The organism is Streptomyces sp. NPDC087263 (assembly GCF_044744645.1).
Lineage (GTDB): Bacteria > Actinomycetota > Actinomycetes > Streptomycetales > Streptomycetaceae > Streptomyces.
Genome location: NZ_JBIUYT010000009.1, coordinates 318917 through 344910 on the forward strand (window position 1 = coordinate 318917; position 25994 = coordinate 344910).

Genomic DNA, 25994 nt, shown 5'->3' on the forward strand with positions numbered 1-25994 from the left:
CGTGCAGCTAGACCCAGGTATCCAGCCACATCCGCGACCGCCACTGGTCGATGGGGATGGCCTGGCCCGTGTAGATCGGCCAGAAGTAGATGAAGTTCCAGGCGATCAGCAGGACCAGGACGCCCGCGGCTGTGGCGCCGATGACGCGGCGGCGTTCGGTGGAGCCAGGTGGGCCGATGATGGCGCCGATCATCATGGCGACGGCCAGGCAGAGGAAGGGCACGAAGACGACGGCGTAGAAGAAGAAGATCGTGCGCTCCTGGTACATGAACCAGGGGAGGTAGCCGGCCGCGATGGCGCAGGCGACTGCTCCCGCGCGCCAGTCACGGCGGAAGGCCCAGCGCCACAGGATGTAGAGGATCGCGAAGCAGGCCGCCCACCACAGGAGCGGGGTGCCCAGCGCCAGCACCTCGCGGGCGCACTTCTCGCCCGCGTCCGTGGGACAGCCGTCCTGGCCGGGGGCCGGGGACTCGTAGAAGTAGGAGACCGGGCGGCCCAGGACGATCCAGCTCCACGGGTTCGACTGGTAGGGGTGCGGGGACGAGAGGCCGACGTGGAACTCGTACACCTGGTTCTCGTAGTGCCACAGGCTGCGCAGCCAGTCGGGCAGCCAGGTGAAGTTGCCGCCCTTGCCGTCGGTCACCGCCCAGTTGCGGAAGTAGCCGCCCTTGCCGTTGTCCGGGGAGAGGATCCAGCCGGTCCAGGAGACCAGGTACGTGGCGATCACGACGGGGACCGTCGCCAGGAACGTGATGCCCGTGTCGTGCTTCAGGACCGCGATGTACGGGTGGCGGGCACCGGCGACGCGGCGCGCGGCGACGTCCCAGAGGAGAGCCATCACGAGGAACGCGGCCAGGAAGTAGAGGGCGTTCCACTTGGTGCCGAGGGCCAGCCCCAGCATGAGGCCGGCCGCCCAGCGCCAGGGGCGCCAGCCGAGACGGGTGGTCTCGGCGACATACGCGTCGGGGCGTACGAAACCGTCCTCGTCCGGCGGGAGCGCGGCCGCCAGTCGGGCGCGGGACCTGTCGCGGTCGACGACCAGGCAGCCGAAGGCGGCGAGGATGAAGAACATGAGCACGCCGTCGAGCAGCGCGGTGCGGCTCATCACGAAGTGCAGGCCGTCGACCGCCATCAGCGTGCCGGCCAGACAGCCGAGGAAGGTCGAGCGGAACAGGCGGCGCCCGATCCGGCACAGCAGCAGCACCGACAGCGTGCCGAGCACCGCCGTCATGAAGCGCCAGCCGAAGGGGTTGAACCCGAACATCCATTCGCCGAGCCCGATGACGTACTTGCCGACCGGCGGGTGCACGACATAGGCGGCGTCGGTCGGGATCCGGACGTTGCCGTCGCCCTGGAGGATCAGGGTGTTGGCGTCCTTGGCCCAGTTGACCTCGAAGCCGCGGTTGAACAGCGCCCAGGCGTCCTTGGCGTAGTACGTCTCGTCGAATATCACCGCCCTGGGACTGCCCAGGTTCCAGAACCGCATCAGCCCGGCGACCAGCGTCACCAGGAGCGGTCCCACCCACGCCGACCAGCGCGTGAGGCGCTCGGCGAGCTCGTGGCGCAGCCCGATCGTGGCCCAGATACGGGGGCTGGGCTCGGCGTACGGCGGCACCAGCCGGTCGCGTACGTCGATGGTCGGCCCTGCCGTGTATCCGAAGCGGCGCAGCCGCTGCTGCCACGACGGCCGCTGGTCTTCGGCGGCCTGGCCCTGTCGGGTGTCCGTGGAGGACGCGGTACTGGTCACCGCGCCATCGTAGGGAACCCTTCTGTGGGAGTCCCGCGCCCGGGCCCTTCCGGCCGGATGAGGTTCTCCCGCCGGTGCCCTGCGAGGATGGGGCCGTGACAGGAATCCTCGTGTTGGCAGGCACCCCCATCGGCGACATCTCGGACGCGCCGCCCCGGCTCGCCCAGGAGCTGGCCGGGGCCGATGTCGTCGCCGCCGAGGACACCCGGCGGCTGCGGCGGCTCACCCAGGCGCTGGGCATACAGGTCGGCGGGCGCGTGGTCTCGTACTTCGAGGGCAACGAAGCGGCCCGGACGCCCGAGCTGGTCGAGGCGCTGGTCGGCGGGGCGCGGGTGGTGCTGGTGACCGACGCCGGGATGCCGTCCGTGTCGGACCCCGGCTACCGGCTGGTCGCGGCCGCCGTCGAGAAGGACATCAAGGTCACCGCCGTACCGGGCCCGTCCGCCGTGCTCACCGCGCTCGCGCTGTCGGGGCTGCCCGTCGACCGCTTCTGCTTCGAGGGCTTCCTGCCGCGGAAGGCGGGCGAACGGCTGTCCCGGCTGCGCGAAGTCGCCGACGAGCGCCGGACGTTGGTCTATTTCGAGGCACCGCACCGCCTGGACGACACCCTCGCCGCGATGGCCGAGGTCTTCGGCACCGGGCGCCGGGCCGCCGTCTGCCGCGAGCTGACGAAGACGTACGAGGAAGTCAAGCGCGGCCCGCTGGGCGAGCTCGCCACCTGGGCCGCCGAGGGCGTACGCGGTGAGATCACCGTTGTCGTCGAGGGCGCCCCCGAGAAGACCGAGCAGTTGGACGCCGCCGAACTGGTGCGCAGGGTCCAGGTACGCGAGGAGGCGGGGGAGCGGCGCAAGGAGGCGATCGCGGTGGTGGCGGAGGAGGCCGGGCTTCCGAAGAGGGAGGTCTTCGACGCGGTGGTCGCGGCGAAGAACGCGGCCCGGAGCGGTACCTCGTAGGTCCGGAGCGGTACCTCGTCGGTCCCGTGGGCACCATCGGAAACGTTCCGGAAGAGCCCGCTCCGCAGGCCGTCACAAGCACGCTGCCGGCACTGCCCCATAAGCGGGCAAAGGGCTACTGTTGAAGGCAAAGCACAGGCCCCCCACCAGGAGCGTTGTGGCAAGGAAAGGCCAAGACGGCTCCAACACTCGACAGGTCTCGTGCACTCGCGCCGGGAGAAGCGTCCACTGATTGAAGGGACGCACCGTCCCTCCGCCTCCGCCAGCCGGAGGCGCTTGTCCAGCGGACAGAGGAGCTGGCATGAGTGAGATCGCAGGACAGACCGGTCCCCGCAGCGCAGCGGCAACCGCCGTCGTCAACGAGTCGTATTCCTTCGCCTGCATGCGCTGTGGGCACGGGTGGGAGCAGTCGTACGAGATTGAGCACCACCACGACGCCGAAGGCGCCGAGTTCGTGATGTACGTCGCGGACGGCCGCGTCGTGCCGTCGCCGCTGAGCCGCCCCACCTGCCTGAACTGCGACAACCACGTGGTGCGCATCATGCGCGCCGGCCAGGTGTCCTCCGTCCAGGAGTCCCTCCAGCGCCTCCAGCAGCGGACCCAGCCGGGGCGCAAGCTCGAGGCGGCGCGTGACGAGACCCTCGGGGAGACCGGGGAAGTCTCCAAGGAAACGCACCACTGGCACCTCTCGGATCTGCTGCACCCCTTCGCGCACCGCAAGGCCGGCTGACCAGGCGCCCCTGGCAGGGAATCAGGGTGAGAACGGGCATGCCCCTTTCGTAGAATCGGGGTATGCCCTCCCGGACGACCGAAGCCCCGCCCCTCCCCGTGCCGCTGCGCGTGCCCGTAGCCGACTCGCACACCCACCTCGACATGCAGTCCGGCACGGTGGACGAGGGCCTCGCCAAGGCCGCGTCGGTCGGGGTGACGACCGTCGTTCAGGTCGGCTGCGACGTGAAGGGCTCGCGCTGGGCGGCCGAGACGGCTGCCGCGTACGCCGCCGTGCACGCCACGGTCGCGCTGCACCCGAACGAGGCGCCCCGCATCGTGCACGGCGACCCCGACGGCTGGTCCCGGCAGGGCGAGCGGGCGCCGGGCGGTGCCGCCGCGCTGGACGAGGCGCTCGCCGAGATAGACCGGCTGGCCGCTCTGCCGCAGGTCAAGGGCGTCGGCGAGACAGGGCTCGACCACTTCCGCACCGGCCCCGAGGGCAAGGACGCCCAGGAGCGGTCCTTCCGGGCCCACATCGAGATCGCCAAACGGCACGGCAAGGCCCTGGTCATCCACGACCGCGACGCCCACGCCGACGTGCTGCGCATCCTCAAGGAGGAGGGCGCTCCCGAGCGGACCGTCTTCCACTGCTACTCCGGCGACGCCGCGATGGCCGAGGTGTGCGCCCGCGCCGGCTACTTCATGTCCTTCGCCGGCAACATGACCTTCAAGAACGCCCAGCCGCTGCGCGACGCGCTCGCCGTGGCGCCGCTGGAGCTCGTCCTGGTGGAGACCGACGCGCCCTTCCTGACCCCCGCGCCGTACCGCGGACGGCCTAACGCGCCGTATCTCATTCCGGTCACGGTGCGCGCCATGGCCGCGGTGCGGGGCATCGACGAGGACGTGCTCGCGACCTCGATCTCCGCGAACACAGCCCGTGCGTTTGATTACTGACGAATAACGCTTCCGGGGGTTCTTCCGGGCTCTACCTCAGGGCAGTGTCGCGACACAGCGTAGCCGCGTTGCTTTGGAGAGTGACGACCGCTCCGCTAGGTTCTGGTCGCCCGATCCGGACTCTCCTGGAGCGTGTCGTCGTGAGCAACTCGCAGTACGAGACGTACGGAACCACAGGAACCGCAGGAACGCCGTACGAGCCGCCGTACGGACGTGATGGCGGCGTCTACGAGGACATGTACGCGCCCGCCTACGGGGCGTACACGCCCGTGGCCGACCTCCCCACCGAGCCCCGGCTGCCCCGGCAGGCCGCCCCGCGGCCCGGCGGACGTGCCGAGGCCCGGCGCGCGGCCCGGCACAAGAGCACCGGCGAGCGCCCCGACTCCCTGCGGCGGCTGCTCCCGCAGGCGCTGGTGGTCGCGTTCCTGGCCGGCGGCACCTCCGCCTTCGTCGCCAACGACAAGGCGATCGAGCTCACCGTCGACGGGAAGCCGCGCACGCTGCACACCTTCGCGGACGACGTCACCGAACTGCTCGCCGACGAGGGCGTCGACGTAGGGGCGCACGACGTGGTCGCGCCCGCCCCCGGTACGGCGCTCGCGACCGGCGACGAGGTCGCCGTGCACTACGGCCGCCCCGTGCACCTCACCCTCGACGGGCAACGGCGCCAGGTGTGGACGACGGCGCACACGGTGGACGGGGCGCTCCGGCAGCTCGGGGTGCGCGCGGAAGGGGCGTACGTGTCGACCTCGCGCTCCCAGCGGATCGGCCGGGCCGGGCTGACCCTCCACGTCCGCACCGAGCGCACCGTGACGATCATGGCGGACGGGCGGGCGCGGACGATCCGTACGAACGCGGCGACCGTGCGCGAGGCCCTCGACCAGGCCGGGATCACACTCCGCGGGCAGGACACCACCTCCGTCGCACCCGGCAGCTTCCCCCGCGACGGGCAGACCGTCACCGTCATGCGGGTCACCGGGAGCAAGGAGGTCCGCGAGGAGTCGATTCCGTTCGCCGTGGAGCGGACCCGGGATCCCTCGCTGTTCCGGGGCACCGAGGTGGTCGAGCGGGCCGGGCAGCCGGGGGCCCGGCGGGTCACGTATCTCCTGCGGACCGTCAACGGCGTCAAGCAGAAGCCGCGGCTGGTCGGTTCCGAGGTGGTGCGGGAGCCGCGGGCGCAGCTGGTGAGGGTCGGTACGAAGCCGATGCCCACGTCCGTCGGCGGGGCCGATCACCTGAACTGGTCCGGGCTCGCGGCCTGTGAGTCCGGGGGGCGGCCCGGGGCGGTGGATCCCTCCGGTACGTACGGAGGGCTCTACCAGTTCGACACCCGGACCTGGCAGGGCCTCGGCGGCGCGGGACGGCCCCAGGACGCCCCCGCGGCGGAACAGACCTTCCGCGCGAAGAAGCTGTACGTACGGCGGGGGGCCAGTCCTTGGCCGCATTGTGGGGCGCGGTTGGGTGGGTGAGGGGCCCGCGGCGGAGCCGCTGATAGATGCGGTCGCCCCCGCCGCCCCTACCCGTCCCTTGTTCCTGAGGGCTCCGCCCCCAGACCCCCGTTCGCGCTGAACGCGCTCGTCCTCAAACGCCGGACGGGCTGGAAATCTCCAGCCCGTACCCTTGGTCCGTGACCAGCCCCACCCCCGACGCCCTCCTGGGCCCCGCCGAGATCCGCGAACTCGCGGGAGCCCTCGGCGTACGGCCCACCAAGCAGCGCGGCCAGAACTTCGTGATCGACGCGAACACGGTGCGCCGCATCGTCCGCACCGCCGGCGTCCGCCCCGACGACGTGGTCGTCGAGGTGGGCCCAGGGCTCGGCTCGCTGACCCTCGCGCTGCTGGAAGCAGCGGACAGGGTCATCGCCGTGGAGATCGACGACGTACTCGCCGGAGCGCTCCCCGCGACCATCGCCGCGCGCATGCCGGACCGCGCCGGCCGCTTCTCCCTCGTGCACGCCGACGCGATGCAGGTACGGGAGCTCCCCGGGCCCGCCCCCACCGCACTCGTGGCGAACCTGCCGTACAACGTCGCCGTTCCCGTACTGCTGCACATGCTCGACACCTTCCCGACCATCGAGCGCACGCTGGTGATGGTGCAGGCCGAGGTCGCCGACCGGCTCGCGGCTCCGCCCGGCTCGAAGGTGTACGGCGTCCCGTCGGTGAAGGCCAACTGGCATGCGGACGTGAAGCGCGCGGGTTCCATCGGGCGCAACGTCTTCTGGCCCGCGCCGAACGTCGACAGCGGGCTTGTGTCGCTCACCAGGCGCACCGAACCCGTCAGGACCACGGCCACGAAGCGTGAGGTGTTCGCGGTGGTGGACGCCGCCTTCGCGCAGCGGCGCAAGACGCTGCGCGCCGCCCTCGCCGGGTGGGCGGGTTCCGCCGCCGCCGCCGAGACCGCGCTCGTCGCGGCCGGTGTCTCCCCGCAGGCCCGCGGCGAGTCGTTGACCGTCGAGGAGTTCGCCCGTATCGCCGAGAACCGTGTCGGCGGGAACGTCGGCGAGAACCGTGCCGCCGAGAACCGCATTGCTGAGAACGTCGCTGAGAACGTCGCCGAGAACAAGGAGTCCACGGCAAAGTGACCGTGCCCGTGACCGTGCGTGTCCCCGCCAAGGTCAACGTCCAGCTCGCGGTGGGCGGCGCCCGCCCCGACGGATTCCACGACCTGGCCAACGTCTTTCTCGCCGTCGGCCTGTACGACGAGGTCACGGTGACGCCGGCGGACGAGCTGCGCGTCACCTGCACCGGCCCCGACGCCGACCTGGTTCCCCTCGACGCGACGAACCTGGCCGCCCGCGCGGCCGTCGAGCTCGCCCGCCGGTACGGCATCGACCCCGCCGTCCACCTCCACATCGCCAAGGACATCCCCGTCGCGGGTGGCATGGCGGGCGGCAGCGCCGACGGAGCCGGCGCCCTGCTCGCCTGCGACACCCTGTGGGGTACGAACGCCTCGCGCGAGGAACTCCTCGACATCTGCGCCGAGTTGGGCAGCGACGTGCCGTTCAGCCTGGTGGGCGGGGCGGCGCTGGGCCTCGGACGGGGGGAGCGGCTGCGGGCACTGGAGGTCGGCGGGACCTTCCACTGGGTGTTCGCGATGGCCGGGCGCGGGCTGTCCACCCCGGCGGTGTTCCGGGAGTTCGACCGGATGAACGAGGGCGTACGGATCCCCGAGCCCGTCGCCTCCCAGGAACTGCTCGACGCTCTCGCGAAGGGAGACGCCGCCGCCCTCGCGTCCACCGCCTCCAACGACCTTCAGCCCGCCGCCCTTTCCCTCTTCCCGGAGCTCGCCGACACCCTGGCGGCCGGCCGAGCCGCCGGCGCCCTCGCCGCACTCGTCTCCGGTTCGGGCCCGACCACGGCGTTCCTCGCACCCGACCCGGATGCGGCGGCCGAGGTGGCCCGCGCGCTGTCGGCCTCCGGCACCTGCCGGACGGTGCGCACGGCGTCGGGGGCGGCGCCGGGTGCCACGGTGCTCGGGCGCTGACCCGGCCCGGGGCCTCGTCGTCGACCCGGGAAGGCGACTGCGCGGTGCGCCTTTGCCCAGCCTGTACGCGGAGTTGACCTTGCCGCGGCCTGGGGCGGCGAAGATGGGGAAGGGGATGTCGGACAGTTGATCAACCTCAAGCACTTGACCGAGTCACGATGGAAGGCACCCCCCCGTGTCAGCAACTCCCCCTCCCCCCACCCCTGCTCACCGCCGGAAGCGCTCTCTCTCCCGTCGTGGCGTGATCGGGGCCGCCGGTGGCGTGGCCGCCGCCGCCGCTCTGACCCCGGTCGTTTTCGCGGCGACCGAGTCCGACGAGCCGAGCGGCACGCAGGACGTCGACTCGGGTACGAAGGCCGAGACGTTCCCGGCGACCCGCACCGACGCGGCCACCGGTACGGGTGAGGCCACCGCGGACTTCGCCATCTCGTACGTCGGCCTCCGCTGGGCCGGCGCGCAGGACGGTGCCGGGATCCGGTTCACGGACGGTGCGGCGACGTCGGGCGAGTGGCAGGCGCTGGGCGGCGGATGCGCGACGGTCGAGGACGGCGGTACGGCGCTGGTGGCGGCGGGGGACGCCACCGCGTACGAGGTGAAGGCGCCGGACGGCGCGAGCGGGGTGCGGTCGCTGGCGATCGACACCACCGGCGGGGCCGACAAGACGTTCCAGGTGCCGTCGGAGACGACGCGGGTGCGTGGCGTCGGGTATCTGTCGCGGCCGGCCTGGGGCGCCGACGAGTCCAAGCGGTACAAGGACGGGAAGGTCAACTCGCCCGAGACGTACTACCCGTTGCAGACGATCACCGTCCACCACACCGACACCCCGAACGCCGACCCGGACCCGGCGGCGACCGTGCGGGCCATCTACGAGTACCACGCGGTCACCCTCGACTGGGGCGACATCGGCTACCACTTCCTCATCGACGAGGCGGGTGTCATCTACGAGGGCCGCTACTCCGGCGACGACGGCGTCCCGGCCTTCGACGCGGACGGCAAGCTCGTCACCGCCTTCCACACCTCCGGCTACAACTCCGGCAACCTCGGCATCGCCCTCATCGGCACCCTGGTCGAACAGGCCCCCACGGACGCGGCCAAGGCGTCCCTGACCCGGCTGATCAAGGTGATCGCCCGCTTCAAGGGCCTGGACCCCCAGGCGAAGGTCACCTTCGTCAACCCGGTCAACGGCGTCACCAAGGACGTGACCACCGTCGGCGGCCACCGCGACTGGCTCCAGACGGACTGCCCCGGACAGACGATGTACGACCTCCTCACCGAGGTCCGCGCGGCTGCGTCACGCTGACCTGCGGGGATCGGTCACCGGTCGGCGCACATTAGGCTGGGAGGCTGAGTCCCCCTTGTCAGGAGAGAAATGGCCGTCAACCTGGTCAATGTCGAGTCCGTCAGCAAGGTGTACGGCACCCGTGCACTGCTCGACGGGGTCTCCCTCGGCGTCAGCGAGGGAGACCGTATCGGCGTGGTCGGCCGCAACGGCGACGGGAAGACGACCCTCATCCGGATGCTCGCCAAGCTGGAGGAGGCCGACACCGGACGGGTCACCCACTCCGGCGGGCTGACCTTCGGCGTCCTGACGCAGTACGACTCCCTCGACCCCGAGGCCACCGTCCGGCACGAGGTCATCCGGGACATGGCCGACCACGAGTGGGCGGGCAACGCCAAGATCAGGGACGTACTGACCGGCCTGTTCGGCGGTCTCGACCTGCCCGGCTTCCCGCAGGGGCTCGACACCGTCATCGGCCCGCTGTCCGGCGGCGAGCGGCGCCGTATCGCGCTGGCCAAGCTCCTCATCGAGGACCAGGATCTGGTCATCCTCGACGAGCCGACCAACCACCTGGACGTGGAGGGCATCTCCTGGCTCGCCCGCCACCTGAGCAAACGCCGCTCGGCTCTCGTCTGCGTCACCCACGACCGCTGGTTCCTGGACCAGGTCTGCACGCGTATGTGGGATGTGCAGAAGGGCGACGTGTACGAGTACGAGGGCGGCTACTCGGACTATGTCTTCGCGCGCGCCGAGCGTGAGCGGATCGCCGCCACGGAGGAGGTGAAGCGGCAGAACCTGGTGCGCAAGGAGCTGGCCTGGCTGCGGCGCGGCGCGCCCGCCCGTACGTCCAAGCCGCGCTTCCGCGTCGAGGCCGCCAACGAACTGATCGCGGACGTGCCGCCGCCGCGGGACAGCTCCGAGCTGATGAAGTTCGCCAGCTCCCGGCTCGGCAGGACCGTCTTCGACCTCAAGGACGTCACCGTCCAGGCCGGGCCCAAGGTGCTGCTCAAGCATCTGACCTGGCACCTCGGCCCGGGAGACCGGGTCGGCCTCGTCGGCGTCAACGGCGCGGGCAAGACCTCGCTCCTGCGGGCCATGGCCGAGGCCGCCCGCAGCGAGGGCGAGAAGCAGCCCACCGCCGGACAGATCATCACCGGCAAGACCGTCAAGCTCGCCTACCTCTCCCAGGAGGTCGCCGAACTCGACCCCACCTGGCGGGTGTTGCAGGCCGTGCAGGCGGTACGCGACCGGGTCGACCTCGGCAAGGGGCGCGAGCTGACCGCGGGGCAGCTCTGTGAGACGTTCGGCTTCAACAAGGACAAGCAATGGACGCCCGTCGGGGACCTGTCCGGTGGTGAGCGGCGGCGGCTTCAGATCCTGCGGCTGCTGATGGACGAGCCCAACGTCCTCTTCCTCGACGAGCCCACCAACGACCTCGACATCGAGACCCTCACCCAGCTCGAGGACCTGCTCGACGGGTGGCCCGGGTCGATGATCGTGATCTCCCACGACCGGTTCTTCATCGAGCGGACGACGGACAACGTGTACGCGCTGCTCGGTGACGCCACGCTGCGGATGCTGCCGCGCGGGATCGACGAGTACCTGGAGCGGCGCAAGAAGATGGAGGCGGTCGTGGCCGCCACCGTACTTGCCTCCGCGCCGGCGCCCACCGCCAAGGCCGCCTCGTCCGCGGACGCCCGCGCCGCCAAGAAGGAACTCCAGAAGGTCGAGCGGCAGTTGGACAAGGTCTCGGAGAAGACGGCCAAGCTGCACGCCCAGATCGCCGACAACGCCACGGACTTCGCGAAGGTCGCCGAACTCGACGCCGAGCTGCGGGAGTTGGTCGGGGAGCGCGATGAGCTGGAGCTGCGCTGGATGGAGTTGGCGGAGGACGCGTAACCGGAACGCGTAACCGGCTGCGCAAGCCGGGCGCGTGCGCTGTGCGCGTGCGCCGTGCGCGCAGGGCGTGAAGGGCACGTGAAGGCGCGTAACGACCCCATTACGGGCCGGTCCTCCCTTGGGAACAGGAGGAGCACCGGCCCGGTGTCAGGGGCCGTCACAGTGATAGAAAGAGCCGTCTGAGAAAAGTCTGAGAACCACCGGGTGCAGCGGGAATCCAGCGCCGCCGGTGGGGCGCCACATCAGTGAAGAGGGGGACGCGCTGATGAGTCAGCCGCCGAATCAGCCGCCGCAGGACGGCTTCGGAGTACCGCAGGACCAGCCGGGGGCGGGTGGTTTCGGTCCGCCTCAGGACCAGTCGGGGGCAGGTGGTTTCGGCCCGCCTCAGGACCAGTCGGGAGCGGGTGGTTTCGGCCCGCCTCAGGATCCTCGTGCGCAGGGCGGTTTCGGCGCGTCCCCGAGTACACCGCCGAGTTCGCCGCCGAACTCACCTCCGGGTACGCCTTCGAGTGCGCCCCCGGGTCCGCCTTCGGGTGCGCCGCAGGGAGCGCCCCAGGGTGCTCCGCCTCCGCCCGCGCAACCCCCGCACGCCCCCGCGCCCCCGCAGGCGCCGCCCGCCGGAGCCCCCCAGCCGGGTTACGGATACCCCCAACAGCCCGCCCCCTACGGCCAACCGGGCCCGTACGGCCAGCCGCAGCAGCCGGGCCCGTACGGCCAAGGTCCCTACGGCCAGCAGCCCGGCTACGGCTATCCGCCGCAGGCGCAGTACCCGGGCGCACCGGGCATGCCGCCTCCCGGCGGCGGTTCCAGGAGCCCCTTCAAGGGCAGGCCCGCGGCGATCATCGGCGCCGCGGTGGCCGCGCTGCTCGTCATCGGCGGCACCGTGTTCGCCGTCAGCAGCGGCGGTGACGACGAGGGCAAGAAGCCGGTCGCGGAGAAGAGCGACGACGGCAAGGCGACGGGCTCCGCCGCCCCGGTCAACCCGGGCGACGGCAGCGGCGACGGCGGCGATGACCCCGAGAACCTCAACGAGGGCCGTCAGGCAGGTGAGTCGAAGGTGCTCTGGTACAAGGAGGCGCCCGACGCGCCCGGTTCCGGCGCCGACGCCCCCGGCCAGTGGGTCACCGACAAGGTCGCGGTGAAGGCGGCGTACAAGCAGGTTTTCGCGTACAACGTCGGTGACGGGCAGCCCGCTTGGGACGCGCTCACGTTCCCGCAGAAGATCTGCGCGGTCACCCCGCAGAAGACGTCCGCGGACAAGGTCGTCATCGCCTACATGAGCGGTGCGAGCGACAGCGCCAAGTGCAACCAGCTCCAGGAGATCGACCTCGCCACCGGTGCGAAGGGCTGGACCGCGGAGGTCGCCGACGGCGGGCTCTTCGACAGCGCGCTGTCCATCGCGCTCTCCCTCGTCGGCGACACCCTGATGGTCGGCCGCTCGATGTCGGGCACCGCGTACGTCGCGGCCACCGGCAAGAAGCTCTGGGACAAGGAGAAGTACGGGCAGTCCTGCTACCCCGCCGCGTTCACCGGCGGCGCCAAACTGCTCTCCGTCTCCTCCTGCGGCGCAAGCACCGACAACGAGCACGACGAGGTCCAGGAGCTGAACCCGGCGACCGGCAAGGTCAAGTGGACCAAGACGATCCCCAAGGGCTGGACGGTCGCGCGTACTTACTCCGTCGACCCCGTCGTCCTCTACCTCACCAACGAGGACAAGGATCAGTGGAACGTCTCCACGCTGAAGAGCGACGGCACGCTTCTCTCCCAGGTCGACGTCGACGAGTCCTTCGCGCCCGAGTGCGGCTGGGCCATCCTCACCCGTGACCTCCAGGGCTGCACGGGCACGGCCGCCGACGCCGACACCCTCTACCTGCCCACCGAGGCGACGACCGGCGCCAACGAGATCGTCGCGATCAGCCTGGCAACCGGCAAGGAGAAGTGGCGCGTCAAGTCCCCGGCGGACGAGACGATGCTGCCGCTGAAGATGGACGGCACGAATCTCATCGCCTACGTCCAGCCGTCGTACGACGCCGGTGGCCAGGTCGTGTCGATCCCGACGACCGGCAGCAGCCACAAGTCCACGAAGCTGCTGCAGAACCCGCAGGGCACCGCAGATATCGAGAGCGGCTTCTACTCGAAGGCGATCGACTATGTGGACGGGCGCTTCTACATCTCCACGACCCGGCTCACGGGCACGGGCGACGAGAAGGAGAAGCTGATGCTGGCGTTCGGCGAGTGACCGGGCTCTCCTCTTCCGCTGCCGTCTCCCCTCCCGTCTCCTCCTTCGTCCGGACAACCGAGGTATCCACGTCATGAGCCAGCCGCCGCCCCCGAACCAGCCCCCGCAGGGTGGATTTGGTGCGCCCCAGGACCCGCCTCCGGGTGGTTTCGGCGCACCGCAGGACCCGCCTCCGGGTGGTTTCGGCGCACCGCAGGACCCGCCTCCGGGTGGTTTCGGCGCACCGCAGGACCCACCCCCGGGTGGTTTCGGCGCGCCCCAGAGTCCGCCTCCGGGTGGATTCGGCGCCCCGACGCCTCCGCCGCCCGTGCAGGGCCCCGGCTACGGCTATCCGCAGGCGGGCCAGCCGGCTCCGCCCACCCCGCCGCAGCAGCCGTACGGCTATCCGCAGACCCCGCCGCCCACGCCCCCGGCAGGCGGTCAGCAGCCGGGCTACGGATACCCCCAGCAGCAGCCCCCGTACGGCTATCCGCAGCAGCAGCCCTACCCGCCGGTGCCCCAAGTCGGGGGCGGTGGGCGGAAGTCCAACAGCTCGGTGGTCATCGTCGTGGCGGCTGTGGCGGCCGTCGCGCTGATCATCGGCGGCGGTGTCTGGTACGCGAACTCCTCCGGCAAGGACGACAGCAAGAACAACTCCTCGAGTACGACGGGCGGTACCGGCGGCAACGACGACAAGGGGGAGGACACCCCGGGTGGCGGCGGAGGCAAGGAGAAGGCCCCCGCCGACCCGAGCGCCGGAGTCCTTCTCCAGGTGCCCGCGCCGGAGATCAAGGACGACCAGATCGACAGCGTCGTGGGCTCCTGGCTCACCGACTCGGTGTACGCCAAGAGCGGTCTCAACGAGATCGTGGGCTACGACCCGGACACCGGCAGCAAGAAGTGGACGCTTCCGCTGTCCGGCCAGACCTGTGCGGGCTCGCGGGAGGTCACCGAGGACGGCATCGCCGCGGTGGTCTCGGAGGAGGCCGAGCGCAACAGCAAGGGCGATCACGAGGACTGCACGCAGGTCACCGCCTTCGACCTGAACACCGGCAAGCAGCTCTGGTCGAAGAGCGCCGAGAGCAGTGGCCGGAAGGTGGCGTTCGAGGAAGTCACCATCTCCGGCACCACCGTCGCGGTCGGCGGCGGCTACGACGGCGGAGCCGCCTTCGAGGTGAAGTCCGGCGAGGTGCTGTGGCAGCCGAAGGTCGACACCTGCACGGACGTCGGCTACGCGGGCGGCGAACAGCTCGTCGCGGTCCGCAAGTGCGGTGACTACGGCAGCGAGACGTACGAGGTCCAACTGCTCGACCCGGCGTCGGGCAGCGTGAAGTGGACCTACAAGCTGCCCAAGGGCATCGACAACGCCAAGGTGATCTCCACCAAGCCCGTCGTCTTCGGCGTGGACTCCGCCGACATCACCGTCACCGGTGCCACGGACGTCTTCTCACTCGACGACAACGGCAAGCTGCGCATCAAGATCACGCTGGAGGACGGCAAGTACGCCCACGACTGCGGTGTCGGAGAGGTGTACGCCTGCAAGGCGATCGCGGTGGGCAACGACAAGCTCTACGTCCCGACCAAGCAGCACGACGGCACCGCCGAGTACACCCAGACCAACGAGATCGTCTCCTTCTCGCTGGCCACCGGCAAGACCACCGGCGACAGGATCGACGCGGGCGACGGCAACGAGATCTTCCCGATCCGCATGGACGGCGGGAACATCCTCGCCTACCGGGACGGTTCGGTCGACAAGGGCCCGCAGGTCATCTCCGTGGACGGTACGTCGCTGAAGCAGACGACGCTGCTGGAGACCCCGGCCTCCGACAGCGTCCTGAGCGCCATCAGCTCCATGGTCCCCAAGAGCTCCGAGCTGCTGTTCACCAGCGGCCGCCTCTTCATGGGCAAGGACCTGATCGCCAAGCCGTACTCCGCGGACGACAAGGAGTACACGGCACTCGGGTTCGGACCGAGTAACTCTTAACCCCTCATCACTCCCGAATACGAGGAATTTCGGTAATCCGGGGCACTTCTCTCCAGTAGGGGAAGCGCAACGTCGAACAAGCGTGTAGCTTCCGGTGGATGGAGAGCCGGGGGGCTCCTAATCCACGGGGAACCAGTGGGGATGCTTGGGGGAACTGGGGGGTTGCTCGATGGGAGTGCGGCTCATGGTGGTCGACGACCACCGTCTGCTCGCCGAGGCGTTGGCCTCGGCGTTGAAGCTGCGCGGGCACCGGGTGCTCGCCGCTGCGGCGCCTGCCGCGGGGGCGGCGGAGCTGGTGATCACCAGGGCACCCGAGGTGTGCCTGATCGGTACGGCGACACCCGACGAGCCGGGAATCTTCGATCCGGTGGTGAAGATCAAGAAGGAGCGCCCACAGGTGGCGGTCCTGGTCCTGGGCCCGGTCCCGAACCCACGCGGCATCGCAGCCGCGTTCGCGGCCGGCGCCTCCGGATACGTACGTCATGACGAGCGCATAGAGGGCGTCGAGCGCGCGATCATGAAGGCGAGGGCCGGGGAGGCGGCCGTCGCCCCACAACTGCTCCAGGGCGCCTTCAGCGAACTGCTCAACCCGGCGGCCCAGCCCGACGACGAGGGTCAGCGCCTGCTCCAGATGCTGACGCCGCGGGAGGTGGAGGTCCTGGTGCGGGTCGCGGACGGCGAGGACACGCGACTCATCGCGGCCGGCATGGGTATCGCGCCGTCCACCGCACGGACCCATGTCCAGCGGGTGCTGATGAAGCTGGGAGTGGGATCCCGGCTGGAGGCGGCGGCCCTGGCGGCCCGCACGGGGCTGCTGGACCGGGCGGGGCCGGTGACGCCGTCGTTCGCCGACGTCCCGCAGGATCTGCGGTAGCCGTGTCGTCACCACGCGGGGTCCTGGCCGGGGCGGCGCGTCCCGCGCGCTCCCCGGTTCTGGGGAACCGGCGACGATCTCGGTGACGGCCGGTTCCAGACGGCGTCGGACCGGCTGATGATCTGGCGGAGTTCGCGGGCGCTTCGGGATGACATGGCCCGCATCACGGTGTCGAGGAGAGCGCGGGCTTCGAGAGGGTTGCCGCAGCAGTACCAGTGCACGTTGCCCCACTCGTGGTCGTGCCACAGTTGGCGCTCGGGACGGCGGACGTAGTCCTTCCACAAGCGCAGGGCTGTGCGGACGTCTCCCGGCTGCAGGTAATTGCGGGTGCGCTCGAGACGGAAGATCTCGGAAAGTGCGCGTGCGGACAAGCCGTCGATGACCGGCATTGCGGCAGGTGCCATATGGCGGGCGGTGCCGGTCCGGATGTGCCCTGGCCGTCTACGCGGCATGGGCCTTTCGGTTCGTCGTCATGCCGCACATGGTGCCACGATCGCGAACGGTTTCCCGAACGGATTTGCCCGGCTGGGGATTCGCTGGACATGCGGCCTGGTTCGAGGGGCGTTTCGGCTCACCGATAGCCTGCGTCATCATGATGCGTGCTTGGATCTTGCCGGTGCTGCTTGTGCTTTGCGGTTCAGCCGTTGCGACTGCGCAAGTCGTCAAGGGGAGCCCCGTTGCCGCCGCAGCCCTCCTGCTGGTGTTCGTGCTGCTCGCAGGCATGAACTCGCCTCTGATCTTCCCGAGGTCGATCAGTGCGCTGGAGGCACAACGCCGCAGCGCGGTCGACGGCCGGCCGGTCGTCTTTTGGCGGTCGGGCTGCAAGTACTGTCTGCGGCTGCGCATCCGGTTGGGCCGTAGCGCCCGCCAGTTGCACTGGGTCGACATCTGGCGTGACCCGGCCGGTGCGGCAGCGGTGCGGGCAGCCAACGACGGCAATGAGACCGTGCCGACCGTCGTCGTGGCGGGTCGGCCACATGTCAACCCTGATCCCGCTTGGGTGCGCGAACAGCTCTTCCCTCCCGCGTGATCGGAAGCGGTGCCTCCCGTTATCGCGGTGCGAGGGCTTTGAGCCAGTCCTCGACGGTGATGACATCTGCCCACTGCGGGAACAGCTTTTCGATGAGCATCGTGTGCACCTGGGGGTCGGTGTCGAGGCAGCCGTCCGCCAGGACGGTGAGGTCGAAGTCCAGGTCGATGGCGCGCCACAGAGTGGACAGCACTACAGCGCTGGTGGCGATGCCGGTGAGAACAAGGCTGTCGATATCGCGAGCCCTGAGTACCAAGTCGAGGTCGCTGCCCGAGAACGCGCTTCCCCGCCTCTTGGTGACCACGACGTCGCCCTGCTGGGGCGCGATGTCGGGGTGGATCTCGGTGCCGGGGTCGCCCTCGGTGAAGAGACCGGCCCGCACGGCGTTGGTGAGCACCCGGTTGCGCGGGCTGACTTCTGGATTGCCCGGCCGCAACCCGATGACCACGTAGATCACGGGGATGCCCGCCGCGCGGGCCCCGTCGATCGCCCGGCGCAGGCGCGGCAGGTATCCCGAGCCGTCGTCGGCGATGCCAACGATGTCCCGTTGGACGTCCATCACGAGGAGTGCGGTGTTCGCCATGCTTGCCGTCCCTTCGTCGCCGGGAAACAGACCGAGTCCGACTTCACGTCGTGGGCGCGGCGAGGGTGCCGGACTTTATGTGGTGGAGGAGGTGCGCCAGGGGGGCGGGGGCGGTGGTGAGGTGAGTGGTGGGGGTGTCGCTTTCGCGGAGGTGGATGGAGCGGGCGCCGGTGGCGGCCAGTTCCAGGCAGTCGTTGCCTTCTCCGCCGCCGGAGAAAGAGGACTTCTGCCAGTTGGCGGGGGCGGTCATGACGTCACCTCACAGTTCCTTGGCCATCTTCCGGATGAAGTCGCGTGAGTGTCCGGGGCTCAGCGATGCCGCCTCAACTTTACGGAAGAGTGTTCGGAAGTGGGCCAGTTGGGCTTCGGAATCGACGAACGCGGTGCCGTGTGGTGCGTCGCGTACGACGGTGTCCAGGCGGGGCACGGGGCCACCCAGGTATCCCATCGCGCTACCGGCGCCCGCGAAGTCATCCAGGTCGAACGGGATGACCCGGACTGTGATGTGCTCCGCGTCCGAGAACTCCAGGATGCGCTCCAACTGGGCCCGTGTCACAGAGCGGTTGCCTACTCGGATGCGCAGTGCCGCCTCGTGGATCACGGCTTCGTACGTGATCGGGTCGGGCCGCTCGATGACCACGCGTCGCCGCATTCGATGGCTCACCCTCGGATCCACCTCGCTTCGGGGAAGCTCTGGCGCCATGTACGAGAAGAGGGCGCGGGTGTAGTCCTCCGTCTGGAGAAGCCCCGGCACGTGGATGACCGCCACGTCGTGCCGGAAGGCCGCGTGATGGTCCAGCTCGGACAGGTCCAGGAACGGGGTGGGCAGCACACCTCGGTACTCCTCCCACCAGCCACGGGTACGGTCGGTCGTCATCGCCACCAGCGCCTCGATCAACTCCGTGTCCACGCAGGCGCAGTGAGCCGCCAGCCTGCGCAGACGCTCCTCGCTGATGCCTGAGCTGCCGGCCTCGATCTGGCTCATGTGGGTCGAGCTGGAGCCGAGCAGCCCCGCTACCTCCCGCGCTGATTTGCCCGCGGCCTCCCGCATCTTGCGCAGCTCGGAGCCCAGGCGCACCTGTCGCGCCGTGGGCTGGTTCCGCATCGTCATCCGGTGTTGCCTCCTCAACGAACCTGAGAGCAGGTGAGGTTGGGACTCCCCGTTCGGGTGCCAGATTACGCGAGCCCCTTGCGAGGGTAGGAATTCCTACCCTACCGTCAGTGACGCGACGCACACACTGCGGAACCCCGGGACCCCGGAAGCGCACCACCCCGTCATGCCATGACGGCGATGAAACTGCCACCGCCCGCTACCCGCAGCGACCCCTCAACCCCCCTCACCTCAACCGGAGTTCACGCATGCCAAAAACAACACACGAACCCTGGGAGTACGTACTCCACATCCCCCACGACCCCCGGGCGGTGACCGTCTGTCGCCGTACCGTCCGGCTGGTCCTCACGATGCACGGCCTGATCCGCCTCGCGGACGTCGCCGAGTTGCTGGCGGCGGAGCTGGTCTCCAATGCCGTACGGCATACGAAGGGCCCCGCGGCCCTGCGCCTGCACCATCGAAACGGAGTGCTCCGCATCGGCGCGTGGGACGCGAGCCCCGAACCGCCCCCGTACGAGCTGACGGTGGTGGCCTCCGACGCGGAAGCGGGCCGCGGCCTCGCCCTGGTCCGGGCGTGCGCCGACAACTGGGGCTGGCATCCGTTGAGGCAGGGCGGCGACACCGGCAAGTACGTGTGGTGTGACCTTGCTGCCGCGTAGCTCGCTGGGCACAAAGGGCAGAAAACCGTACGCGGGGCCGGGGTCCCGAACAGCGAACTCCGGCCCCGCGTAACGGCGTTACTCCGACGGATGCCCCTTCTCGGCGTCCGGCAACAACTGCTCCACATCCACCGGCGGAGCAACCGGCCGGAGCCAGAGCCAGGCCAGGAAGAACAGGCCGAGGGCGAGCATGCCCAGGCCGGTCCAGAGGTTGATGTTGATGCCCTCGGCCTTGTCGATGTCGGCGTCGGACGCGACGATGCCGGCGATCGTGATGATGATGCCGTACAGGACGAAGAGGCCGCCGATGATGCGGCGGATGTCGAAGAGGCGGGCGGCCGTCTCGGACTTGCGCTCCAGTTCGGTGATCTCGCGCTGGAGTGCCTCGCTGGAGTGATCGGGGCGATCGGGGTGCTGCGGGTTGTCTGTCATGGTCTCTCAGCCTCCGGCGGTCAGCTCGGTCATGGTTGGTCGGCCTCCGGGGGTCAGAAGGAGAACGGGATGTAGCAGAGCGCGGCGAGGATCACGGCGCCCCAGCCCAGCAGTGCCGGCTTGCGGTACCAGGCGTCGTCGCCCTCGGCGGCCGGCTCGGTCATGCCGGGGGAGGTAGTGCCGTAGACCAGGCCCTGGAGTTCCGCCGACGGTTTCGGGGCGGTGAAGAGGGTGACGGCGACCATGACCACCGCACCGGCCACGAAGCCGGCGATCGCCGAGACGAAGTTGGCGCCCTGGTCGGAGGGGATGTCGATGATCCCCTGCTTGTAGATGACGAAGTAGTTCACCATCGCCGCCGTGGTGCCCGCCAGCAGACCCCAGAAGCCCGACTTCACGGACGCCCGCTTCCAGAACATGCCGACGATGAAGACGACGAACATCGGCACGTTGAAGAAGGAGAACAGGGTCTGGAGGTAACTCATGATGTTCGAGAACGACGAGGCCAGGAACGCCGTGCCCATGGACGCCAGGACGCCCACCGCCGTGATCAGGCGGCCGAACCGGACGTAGTACGCGTCCTCGCGGTCCTTCGCGACGTACCTCGCCCAGATGTCCGTCGTGAACACCGTGTTGAAGGACGAGATGTTCGCCGCCATGCCCGCCATGAAGGCGGCGAGCAGGCCCGTCACCGCGATGCCGAGGACTCCGTTGGGGAGCAGCGACTCCATCAGATAGGGGATCGCGTCGTTGTACTGGAGGTCGGAACCGCTGGTGCCGATCTTCGGGACCAGGACGGCCGCGACGAGCCCCGGGATCATCACCAGGAAGACGATGAAGATCTTCGGGAACGCGGCGATGAGCGGGGTGCGCTGGGCCGCGCTCAGGTTCTTCGCGGACAGCGCGCGCTGCACCTCCGCGAAGTTCGTCGTCCAGTAGCCGAAGGACAGCACGAAGCCGAGGCCGAGGACGATGGTCAGCCAGTTGGCGCCGAGCGGGTTGTCACTGCCGATGCCCGTGCCGCCCCAGGCGGTCGTGAAGTTGGTGCCGTGGCTCTTGTCGAGCGAGTCGGTCAGACCGTTCCAGCCGCCGACCTTCTGCAGGCCGAGCACGACGATCGGGATCAGCGCGGCGAGGATGACGAAGAACTGCAGCACCTCGTTGTAGATCGCGGACGACAGACCGCCGAGGGTGATGTACGCGAGGACGAAGATGCCGGCGACGACGATCGCCACCCACTGCGGCCAGCCGAGCAGCGCCTCCACGACGATCGCGAGGGCGTAGAGGTTCACGCCCGCGATCAGGATCGCGGCGAAGGCGAACAGGATCGAACTGAGCAGGTGGGCCCACTTGTCGAAGCGCAGGAGCAGGAACTCCGGGACCGACCGGACCTTCGAGCCGTAGTAGAAGGGCATCATCACGAGGCCGAGGAAGACCATCGCCGGGATGGCGCCGATCCAGTACCAGTGGACCGTGTAGACGCCGTACTGCGCGCTGTTGGCGGCCATGCCCAGGATCTCGGTGGCGCCCAGGTTGGCCGAGATGAAGGCGAGGCCGGTGACCCAGGCGGGCAGCGAACGTCCGGAGAGGAAGAAGTCGAGACTCGTCTTCACCGAGCGCCGGGCTGCGAAGCCGATGCCCAGCACGACGACGAAGTAGATGGCGAGGATCGTGTAGTCGAGTGCGTTCGTGGGGAGCCGGAGCTCAGCGGCCAGGTCGATGCCCGGCGCAGCCAGGTGTGTGGGGGACTGCATAAGAACTCGCTTCGTTGCGTGAACTGATCCGGTCGTTGCGCGTGGTGGGTGAACTGATCCAACGCATGGTGATGGAACTGATCCAAACGGAACTTACGCCTCCACCTACAAGAACTGAACACCCGCCGTGGTGTCCTTTGTTTGATTGTGATGTTGACGTGGATGGTGTTTTGTGGTTCATTGTGTTTGGTTATGTTTGATGAGGGCGGATGGGGAGTTCCACGGTGAAGAAGACCTCGACCCGGCTGGCCGACGGTCGTGAGCTCATCTACTACGACTCGCGCGACGACACGGTGCGCGACGCGGTCGACAGGCGTCCGCTCGACCCGATCGTCACCACGTCGGAGGTACGCCGCGACCCGCTGCTCGGCGACTCGGTCGCGATCGCCTCGCAGCGCCAGGGCCGCACGTACCACCCGCCGGCGAACGAGTGTCCGCTGTGCCCCTCCCAGGGCGAACGGCTGAGCGAGATCCCGGACTCCTCGTACGACGTCGTCGTCTTCGAGAACCGTTTCCCCTCCCTGGCCGGTGACTCCGGCCGCTGTGAGGTCGTCTGCTTCACCTCCGACCACGACTCCTCCTTCGCCGACCTGACGGAGGAGCAGGCGGGCCTGGTGCTCGACGCGTGGACGGACCGGACGGCCGAGCTCTCCCACCTCCCCTCCGTCGAGCAGGTCTTCTGCTTCGAGAACCGCGGCGCCGAGATCGGTGTGACGCTGGGGCACCCGCACGGGCAGATCTACGCCTACCCGTTCACCACGCCGCGCACCGCGCTGATGCTGCGTTCACTGGCAACTCATAAGGAGGCGACGGGCGGTGAGAACCTCTTCGACACGGTCGTCGCCCGCGAGGTGGCGGACGGCTCGCGGATCGTCCTGTCGACCGACCACTGGATCGCCTTCGTGCCGTACGCGGCCCACTGGCCCTACGAGGTCCACCTGTACCCCCGCCGTCGCGTGCCGGACCTGCTCGGCCTGGACGAGGGCGCGCGCACAGAGTTCCCCCAGGTCTATCTGGAACTCTTGAGGCGCTTCGACCGGATCTTCGATGGGCGGGATGGGGGGAAAGAAGGCGTGGGTGAGTCGGCGACGCCGTACATCTCCGCCTGGCACCAGGCACCCTTCGGCTCGCTGGAGGAGTTCGAAGGCGTCAACCGCGACGACTTCGCACTGCACCTGGAGCTTTTCACCATCCGCCGCACTTCCGGCAAGCTGAAGTTCCTCGCGGGATCCGAGTCCGGGATGAGCGTGTTCATCAACGACATCCAGCCGGAGTCCGCGGCTCAGCGACTGCGAGAGGTAGCGAGTTCATGAGTGGGAAGTACCTGGTCACGGGTGGCGCGGGCTATGTAGGCAGCGTGGTCGCGCAGCACCTGATCGAGGCCGGCCATGAGGTGACGGTCCTCGACAACCTCTCGACCGGCTTCCGCGCGGGCGTCCCCGCGGGGGCGGCCTTCATCGAGGGTGACATCCGCGACGCCGCCAAGTGGCTGGACCCGTCCTACGACGGCGTCCTCCACTTCGCCGCCTTCTCGCAGGTCGGCGAGTCCGTCGTGAAGCCGGAGAAGTACTGGGACAACAACGTCGGCGGCACCATGGCGCTGCTCGGCGCGATGCGCGAGGCGGGCGTCCGCAGGCTCGTCTTCTCCTCCACCGCGGCGACGTACGGCGAGCCGGAGGAGGTGCCGATCGTCGAGTCCGCGCCGACCAAGCCGACCAACCCCTACGGCGCCTCGAAGCTCGCCGTCGACCACATGATCACCGGCGAGGCAGCGGCGCACGGCCTGGGCGCGGTGTCCCTGCGGTACTTCAACGTGGCGGGCGCGTACGGCAGTTACGGCGAGCGGCACGACCCCGAGACGCATCTCATCCCGCTGGTGCTCCAGGTCGCGCAGGGCCGCCGCGAGGCGATCTCGGTCTTCGGCGACGACTACCCGACGCCGGACGGCACCTGCGTACGCGACTACATCCACGTCGCCGACCTCGCCGAGGCGCACCTGCTGGCGGTCCAGGCGGCCACGCCCGGCGAACACCTGATCTGCAACCTCGGCAACGGAGAGGGCTTCTCCGTACGCCAGGTCATCGAGACCGTCCGTCAGGTCACCGGGCACCCGATCCCCGAGGTCCTGGCCCCGCGCCGGGCCGGCGACCCGGCGGCGCTGGTCGCCTCGGCCGCGACCGCCCGCGAGCGGCTCGGCTGGAACCCGTCCCGTGCGGATCTCGCGGGGATCGTCGCGGATGCCTGGGCGTTCGCGCAGCACATCGCGAAGGGGCAGTAGGTGGGGGTTCACGAGGTTCGCGAGGGTTTCGAGGCGCTGTACGGGGCTGCCCCCGAGGGCGTCTGGGCGGCTCCCGGCCGGGTCAACCTGATCGGCGAGTACACCGACTTCAACGAGGGGTTCGTGATGCCCCTCGCGCTGCCGCACACAGCGGTGGCAGCGGTGTCGCGGCGCACCGACGGTGTGCTCCGGCTCCACTCGGCGGACATCGAGGGCCCCGTCGTCGAGCTGCACCTGGACAGGCTCGCGCCGCTGACGAACACCAGCTGGGCCGCGTACCCCGCCGGTGTGGTGTGGGCGCTGCGCGAGGCGGGCCACACCTCGGTCACCGGCGCGGACGTGCACCTCGCGTCCACGGTCCCGACCGGTGCGGGCCTGTCGTCCTCGGCCGCACTGGAGGTCGTGATCGCGCTCGCCCTCAACGACCTGTACGAACTCGGCCTCACCCGGCCCGAGTTGGCCAAGCTCTCCCAGCACGCCGAGAACGACTTCGTCGGCGTGCCCTGCGGAATCATGGACCAGACCGCGTCCGCGTGCTGCACGGACGGTCACGCCCTCCACCTCGACTGCCGCGACCTGACCATCCGCCAGGTCCCCTTCGACCTCGCCTCCCAGGGGTTGTCCCTCCTGGTCGTCGACACCCGCGTCAAGCACGCGCTCGGCGACGGGGAGTACGCAGAGAGGCGTGAAGGGTGCGAGGAGGGCGCGCGGTTGCTCGGCGTCTCGCATCTGCGGGATGTCGCGTACGAGGGGCTCGACGCGGCCCTCGCGCGCCTGTCCGACGAGCGCGTACGCCGGTACGTACGCCATGTCGTGTCCGACGACCACCGGGTCGAGCGGGTCATCGGCCTGCTGGACGCCGGTGACGTCCGCGCGATCGGGCCCGTCCTCACCGAGGGACACACCTCCCTGCGGGACGACCTGCGAATCTCCTGCCCCGAGCTGGACCTCGTGGTCACCACGGCCAACTCCGCCGGGGCGCTCGGCTCCCGTATGACGGGCGGCGGCTTCGGGGGATCGGCGATCGTGCTCGTGGAGTCCGGGGATGCGGAGAGCGTCACCAAGGCGGTGGAGGAGGCGTTCGCCGAGGCGGGCTTCACGGCGCCGCGGGTGTTCCCGGCGGTGCCTTCGGCGGGGGCGCGGCGGGTGGGCTGATTATTCCAACACCGTTGTCGCCCTGACCGTCAGCCAGGGCGACAACAGGGGAGCCGTGCGGGTGTTCCGGGCAGCCTGGCCCGCCACCCGCACCGGTCACTCGGGGGTTCGGCGTAGGACAAGGGTGATGAAGCCGAAGCTGTCGCGGTAGCTGTGCAGCCATTGCGAGCGGTGGGTGGAGGCAACGGCGAGAACCTCGGCGCTGTCGGGGTGCTCGGGGTGGTCGAGCGCCCACGTCGCCAGGGATCCGGTCCAGCACCACTCGAAGTCGTCGAGTTCCTGGCGTGTGCTGAGGTGCCCGAAAACGGGGGTCCAGCCGTGGGCGACGACGCGGTCCATGGTGGTCGCCAGGTCCTCGTACTCGCCCAACATCTCGCGGGCTGCGGCCGTGGGCTCGCACTCCCAGTAGGCATCGCCGACCAGGACGCTGCCGCCGGGGGCGAGGTGCCTGAGGGCAGCGTCGAGAGTGGGCAGGAGACCGCCGAAGGCATGGGTGGCACCGACGCTGAGCACTGCGTCGAAGGGGCGGGGGGACGCGAACTCCGTGGCGTCCTGGTGGTGAAGTACGAGCCGTCGGTCGACTCCCAGACCGGCCGCTTCCCTCCGGGCCTTGGCCAGGAGCTCGGCTGAGTTGTCCACACCCTCGGCGGTCACATTCGGATGAGCGGTCAGGGCACGTAGGAGCCAGGCCGCCTCCCCGCAGCCGAGGTCGAGTACGCGTTCATCCCCCCGATCAACGGTTCGATGGAGCAGCCGGCGCACCGACTCATCGTCAAGGGGGCTGTTGATCGGATGATCGGCGTGTGACAGCTGAGAGATCATTTCGCGGTTCATGGCGCGCAGCGTGACAGCGTCGGACGCTCATCGCATCTGCTTTACCCGGCCGATGA

24 protein-coding genes are annotated in these 25994 nt (G+C 69.6%); 16 read left to right on the forward strand and 8 right to left on the reverse strand.

Features of this window, described 5'->3' with window-relative positions; translation table 11 throughout:
- Window positions 1-7 precede the first annotated feature (7 nt).
- The gene (locus ACIPC1_RS28940) at window positions 8-1747 is read right to left on the reverse strand and encodes a dolichyl-phosphate-mannose--protein mannosyltransferase (RefSeq protein ID WP_402522083.1); all 1740 of its coding nucleotides are present in this window, start codon (window positions 1745-1747) and stop codon (window positions 8-10) included.
- A 95-nt stretch (window positions 1748-1842) separates the two neighbouring features.
- On the opposite strand from ACIPC1_RS28940, the gene rsmI reads away from it, so the two are divergent.
- From rsmI to ACIPC1_RS28995, 11 genes are all read left to right on the forward strand, one after another.
- Window positions 1843-2700 carry a 16S rRNA (cytidine(1402)-2'-O)-methyltransferase gene (rsmI, locus tag ACIPC1_RS28945; protein WP_402522085.1) on the forward strand — a complete coding sequence of 286 codons (858 nt, stop codon included), beginning with the start codon at window positions 1843-1845 and terminating at the stop codon, window positions 2698-2700.
- A 301-nt stretch (window positions 2701-3001) separates the two neighbouring features.
- The gene (locus tag ACIPC1_RS28950; protein WP_402522087.1) at window positions 3002-3430 is read left to right on the forward strand and encodes a hypothetical protein; all 429 of its coding nucleotides are present in this window, start codon (window positions 3002-3004) and stop codon (window positions 3428-3430) included.
- A 62-nt stretch (window positions 3431-3492) separates the two neighbouring features.
- Window positions 3493-4365, forward strand: a complete 873-nt coding sequence (locus ACIPC1_RS28955) for a TatD family hydrolase (protein ID WP_402522089.1) — start codon at window positions 3493-3495, stop codon at window positions 4363-4365.
- A 140-nt stretch (window positions 4366-4505) separates the two neighbouring features.
- On the forward strand, window positions 4506-5834 hold the full coding sequence (locus ACIPC1_RS28960) for a ubiquitin-like domain-containing protein (protein ID WP_402522091.1): 1329 nt from the start codon (window positions 4506-4508) through the stop codon (window positions 5832-5834).
- Window positions 5835-5992: 158 nt separating this feature from the next.
- Entirely contained in the window at window positions 5993-6946 is a 954-nt protein-coding gene (gene rsmA, locus ACIPC1_RS28965) for a 16S rRNA (adenine(1518)-N(6)/adenine(1519)-N(6))-dimethyltransferase RsmA (RefSeq protein WP_402522093.1), read from the forward strand.
- 2 nt (window positions 6947-6948) lie between these two features.
- On the forward strand, window positions 6949-7848 hold the full coding sequence (locus ACIPC1_RS28970; protein WP_402522387.1) for a 4-(cytidine 5'-diphospho)-2-C-methyl-D-erythritol kinase: 900 nt from the start codon (window positions 6949-6951) through the stop codon (window positions 7846-7848).
- Window positions 7849-8089: 241 nt separating this feature from the next.
- Window positions 8090-9148, forward strand: a complete 1059-nt coding sequence (locus ACIPC1_RS28975; protein WP_402522095.1) for a peptidoglycan recognition family protein — start codon at window positions 8090-8092, stop codon at window positions 9146-9148.
- Between the two features lie 69 nt (window positions 9149-9217).
- On the forward strand, window positions 9218-11026 hold the full coding sequence (locus ACIPC1_RS28980) for an ABC-F family ATP-binding cassette domain-containing protein (RefSeq protein ID WP_402522097.1): 1809 nt from the start codon (window positions 9218-9220) through the stop codon (window positions 11024-11026).
- 265 nt (window positions 11027-11291) lie between these two features.
- Window positions 11292-13265, forward strand: a complete 1974-nt coding sequence (locus ACIPC1_RS28985; RefSeq protein WP_402522099.1) for a PQQ-binding-like beta-propeller repeat protein — start codon at window positions 11292-11294, stop codon at window positions 13263-13265.
- A gap of 73 nt (window positions 13266-13338) precedes the next feature.
- Entirely contained in the window at window positions 13339-15228 is a 1890-nt protein-coding gene (locus ACIPC1_RS28990; RefSeq protein ID WP_402522101.1) for a PQQ-binding-like beta-propeller repeat protein, read from the forward strand.
- A gap of 169 nt (window positions 15229-15397) precedes the next feature.
- On the forward strand, window positions 15398-16102 hold the full coding sequence (locus ACIPC1_RS28995) for a LuxR C-terminal-related transcriptional regulator (RefSeq protein ID WP_402522103.1): 705 nt from the start codon (window positions 15398-15400) through the stop codon (window positions 16100-16102).
- Between the two features lie 8 nt (window positions 16103-16110).
- On the opposite strand, the gene ACIPC1_RS29000 is transcribed toward ACIPC1_RS28995, so the two are convergent.
- On the reverse strand, window positions 16111-16506 hold the full coding sequence (locus tag ACIPC1_RS29000; protein ID WP_402522105.1) for a hypothetical protein: 396 nt from the start codon (window positions 16504-16506) through the stop codon (window positions 16111-16113).
- A 188-nt stretch (window positions 16507-16694) separates the two neighbouring features.
- Here ACIPC1_RS29000 and ACIPC1_RS29005 point away from each other — a divergent pair, with 188 nt between their 5' ends.
- The gene (locus tag ACIPC1_RS29005) at window positions 16695-17132 is read left to right on the forward strand and encodes a glutaredoxin domain-containing protein (RefSeq protein ID WP_402522390.1); all 438 of its coding nucleotides are present in this window, start codon (window positions 16695-16697) and stop codon (window positions 17130-17132) included.
- A 19-nt stretch (window positions 17133-17151) separates the two neighbouring features.
- Here ACIPC1_RS29005 and ACIPC1_RS29010 read toward each other — a convergent pair whose 3' ends face one another.
- From ACIPC1_RS29010 to ACIPC1_RS29020, 3 genes are read right to left on the reverse strand one after another with little or no spacing between them, the layout of a single operon-like run.
- Complete coding sequence (locus ACIPC1_RS29010) at window positions 17152-17715, reverse strand: cysteine hydrolase family protein (RefSeq protein ID WP_402522107.1); 564 nt, start codon at window positions 17713-17715, stop codon at window positions 17152-17154.
- Between the two features lie 43 nt (window positions 17716-17758).
- Window positions 17759-17965: a DUF397 domain-containing protein gene (locus tag ACIPC1_RS29015; RefSeq protein WP_402522109.1), complete on the reverse strand. Its 207-nt coding sequence runs from the start codon at window positions 17963-17965 to the stop codon at window positions 17759-17761.
- 9 nt (window positions 17966-17974) lie between these two features.
- Window positions 17975-18826, reverse strand: coding sequence for a helix-turn-helix domain-containing protein (locus ACIPC1_RS29020; protein ID WP_402522111.1), 852 nt, complete (start codon window positions 18824-18826; stop codon window positions 17975-17977).
- 248 nt (window positions 18827-19074) lie between these two features.
- Here ACIPC1_RS29020 and ACIPC1_RS29025 point away from each other — a divergent pair, with 248 nt between their 5' ends.
- Window positions 19075-19485: an ATP-binding protein gene (locus ACIPC1_RS29025; protein ID WP_402522113.1), complete on the forward strand. Its 411-nt coding sequence runs from the start codon at window positions 19075-19077 to the stop codon at window positions 19483-19485.
- Between the two features lie 78 nt (window positions 19486-19563).
- Here the strand turns inward: ACIPC1_RS29025 and ACIPC1_RS29030 are convergent, their stop codons facing one another.
- Both ACIPC1_RS29030 and ACIPC1_RS29035 read right to left on the reverse strand, forming a co-directional pair.
- Entirely contained in the window at window positions 19564-19917 is a 354-nt protein-coding gene (locus ACIPC1_RS29030; protein ID WP_402522116.1) for a hypothetical protein, read from the reverse strand.
- A 53-nt stretch (window positions 19918-19970) separates the two neighbouring features.
- Window positions 19971-21671, reverse strand: a complete 1701-nt coding sequence (locus ACIPC1_RS29035; RefSeq protein ID WP_402522119.1) for a sodium:solute symporter family protein — start codon at window positions 21669-21671, stop codon at window positions 19971-19973.
- Between the two features lie 224 nt (window positions 21672-21895).
- Between ACIPC1_RS29035 and galT the strand changes: the two genes are divergently transcribed.
- The 3 genes from galT to galK are packed head-to-tail and all read left to right on the forward strand — an operon-like array spanning window position 21896 to window position 25104.
- Window positions 21896-22984: a galactose-1-phosphate uridylyltransferase gene (gene galT / locus ACIPC1_RS29040; RefSeq protein WP_402522122.1), complete on the forward strand. Its 1089-nt coding sequence runs from the start codon at window positions 21896-21898 to the stop codon at window positions 22982-22984.
- Window positions 22981-23949 (forward strand): UDP-glucose 4-epimerase GalE, encoded by a 969-nt coding sequence (gene galE / locus ACIPC1_RS29045; protein ID WP_402522124.1) that lies wholly within the window; start codon window positions 22981-22983, stop codon window positions 23947-23949. Before galT ends, galE begins: the two co-directional genes overlap by 4 nt.
- Window positions 23950-25104: a galactokinase gene (galK, locus tag ACIPC1_RS29050; protein ID WP_402522126.1), complete on the forward strand. Its 1155-nt coding sequence runs from the start codon at window positions 23950-23952 to the stop codon at window positions 25102-25104.
- Between the two features lie 96 nt (window positions 25105-25200).
- On the opposite strand, the gene ACIPC1_RS29055 is transcribed toward galK, so the two are convergent.
- Entirely contained in the window at window positions 25201-25938 is a 738-nt protein-coding gene (locus tag ACIPC1_RS29055; RefSeq protein WP_402522128.1) for an SAM-dependent methyltransferase, read from the reverse strand.
- Window positions 25939-25994 lie beyond the last annotated feature (56 nt).

What these genes read in the sequence shown, in the direction of transcription:
- ACIPC1_RS28950 (WP_402522087.1), top strand. Translation starts at nt 3,002, where the DNA reads ATGAGTGAGATCGCAGGACAGACCGGTCCCCGCAGCGCAGCGGCAACC.
- ACIPC1_RS28955 (WP_402522089.1), top strand. Translation starts at nt 3,493, where the DNA reads ATGCCCTCCCGGACGACCGAAGCCCCGCCCCTCCCCGTGCCGCTGCGC.
- ACIPC1_RS28980 (WP_402522097.1), top strand. Translation starts at nt 9,218, where the DNA reads ATGGCCGTCAACCTGGTCAATGTCGAGTCCGTCAGCAAGGTGTACGGC.
- ACIPC1_RS28985 (WP_402522099.1), top strand. Translation starts at nt 11,292, where the DNA reads ATGAGTCAGCCGCCGAATCAGCCGCCGCAGGACGGCTTCGGAGTACCG.
- ACIPC1_RS28990 (WP_402522101.1), top strand. Translation starts at nt 13,339, where the DNA reads ATGAGCCAGCCGCCGCCCCCGAACCAGCCCCCGCAGGGTGGATTTGGT.
- ACIPC1_RS28995 (WP_402522103.1), top strand. Translation starts at nt 15,398, where the DNA reads ATGGGAGTGCGGCTCATGGTGGTCGACGACCACCGTCTGCTCGCCGAG.
- ACIPC1_RS29000 (WP_402522105.1), bottom strand. Translation starts at nt 16,506, where the DNA reads ATGGCACCTGCCGCAATGCCGGTCATCGACGGCTTGTCCGCACGCGCA.
- ACIPC1_RS29005 (WP_402522390.1), top strand. Translation starts at nt 16,695, where the DNA reads ATGATGCGTGCTTGGATCTTGCCGGTGCTGCTTGTGCTTTGCGGTTCA.
- ACIPC1_RS29010 (WP_402522107.1), bottom strand. Translation starts at nt 17,715, where the DNA reads ATGGCGAACACCGCACTCCTCGTGATGGACGTCCAACGGGACATCGTT.
- ACIPC1_RS29015 (WP_402522109.1), bottom strand. Translation starts at nt 17,965, where the DNA reads ATGACCGCCCCCGCCAACTGGCAGAAGTCCTCTTTCTCCGGCGGCGGA.
- ACIPC1_RS29020 (WP_402522111.1), bottom strand. Translation starts at nt 18,826, where the DNA reads ATGACGATGCGGAACCAGCCCACGGCGCGACAGGTGCGCCTGGGCTCC.
- ACIPC1_RS29025 (WP_402522113.1), top strand. Translation starts at nt 19,075, where the DNA reads ATGCCAAAAACAACACACGAACCCTGGGAGTACGTACTCCACATCCCC.
- ACIPC1_RS29030 (WP_402522116.1), bottom strand. Translation starts at nt 19,917, where the DNA reads ATGACAGACAACCCGCAGCACCCCGATCGCCCCGATCACTCCAGCGAG.
- ACIPC1_RS29035 (WP_402522119.1), bottom strand. Translation starts at nt 21,671, where the DNA reads ATGCAGTCCCCCACACACCTGGCTGCGCCGGGCATCGACCTGGCCGCT.
- galE (WP_402522124.1), top strand. Translation starts at nt 22,981, where the DNA reads ATGAGTGGGAAGTACCTGGTCACGGGTGGCGCGGGCTATGTAGGCAGC.
- ACIPC1_RS29055 (WP_402522128.1), bottom strand. Translation starts at nt 25,938, where the DNA reads ATGAACCGCGAAATGATCTCTCAGCTGTCACACGCCGATCATCCGATC.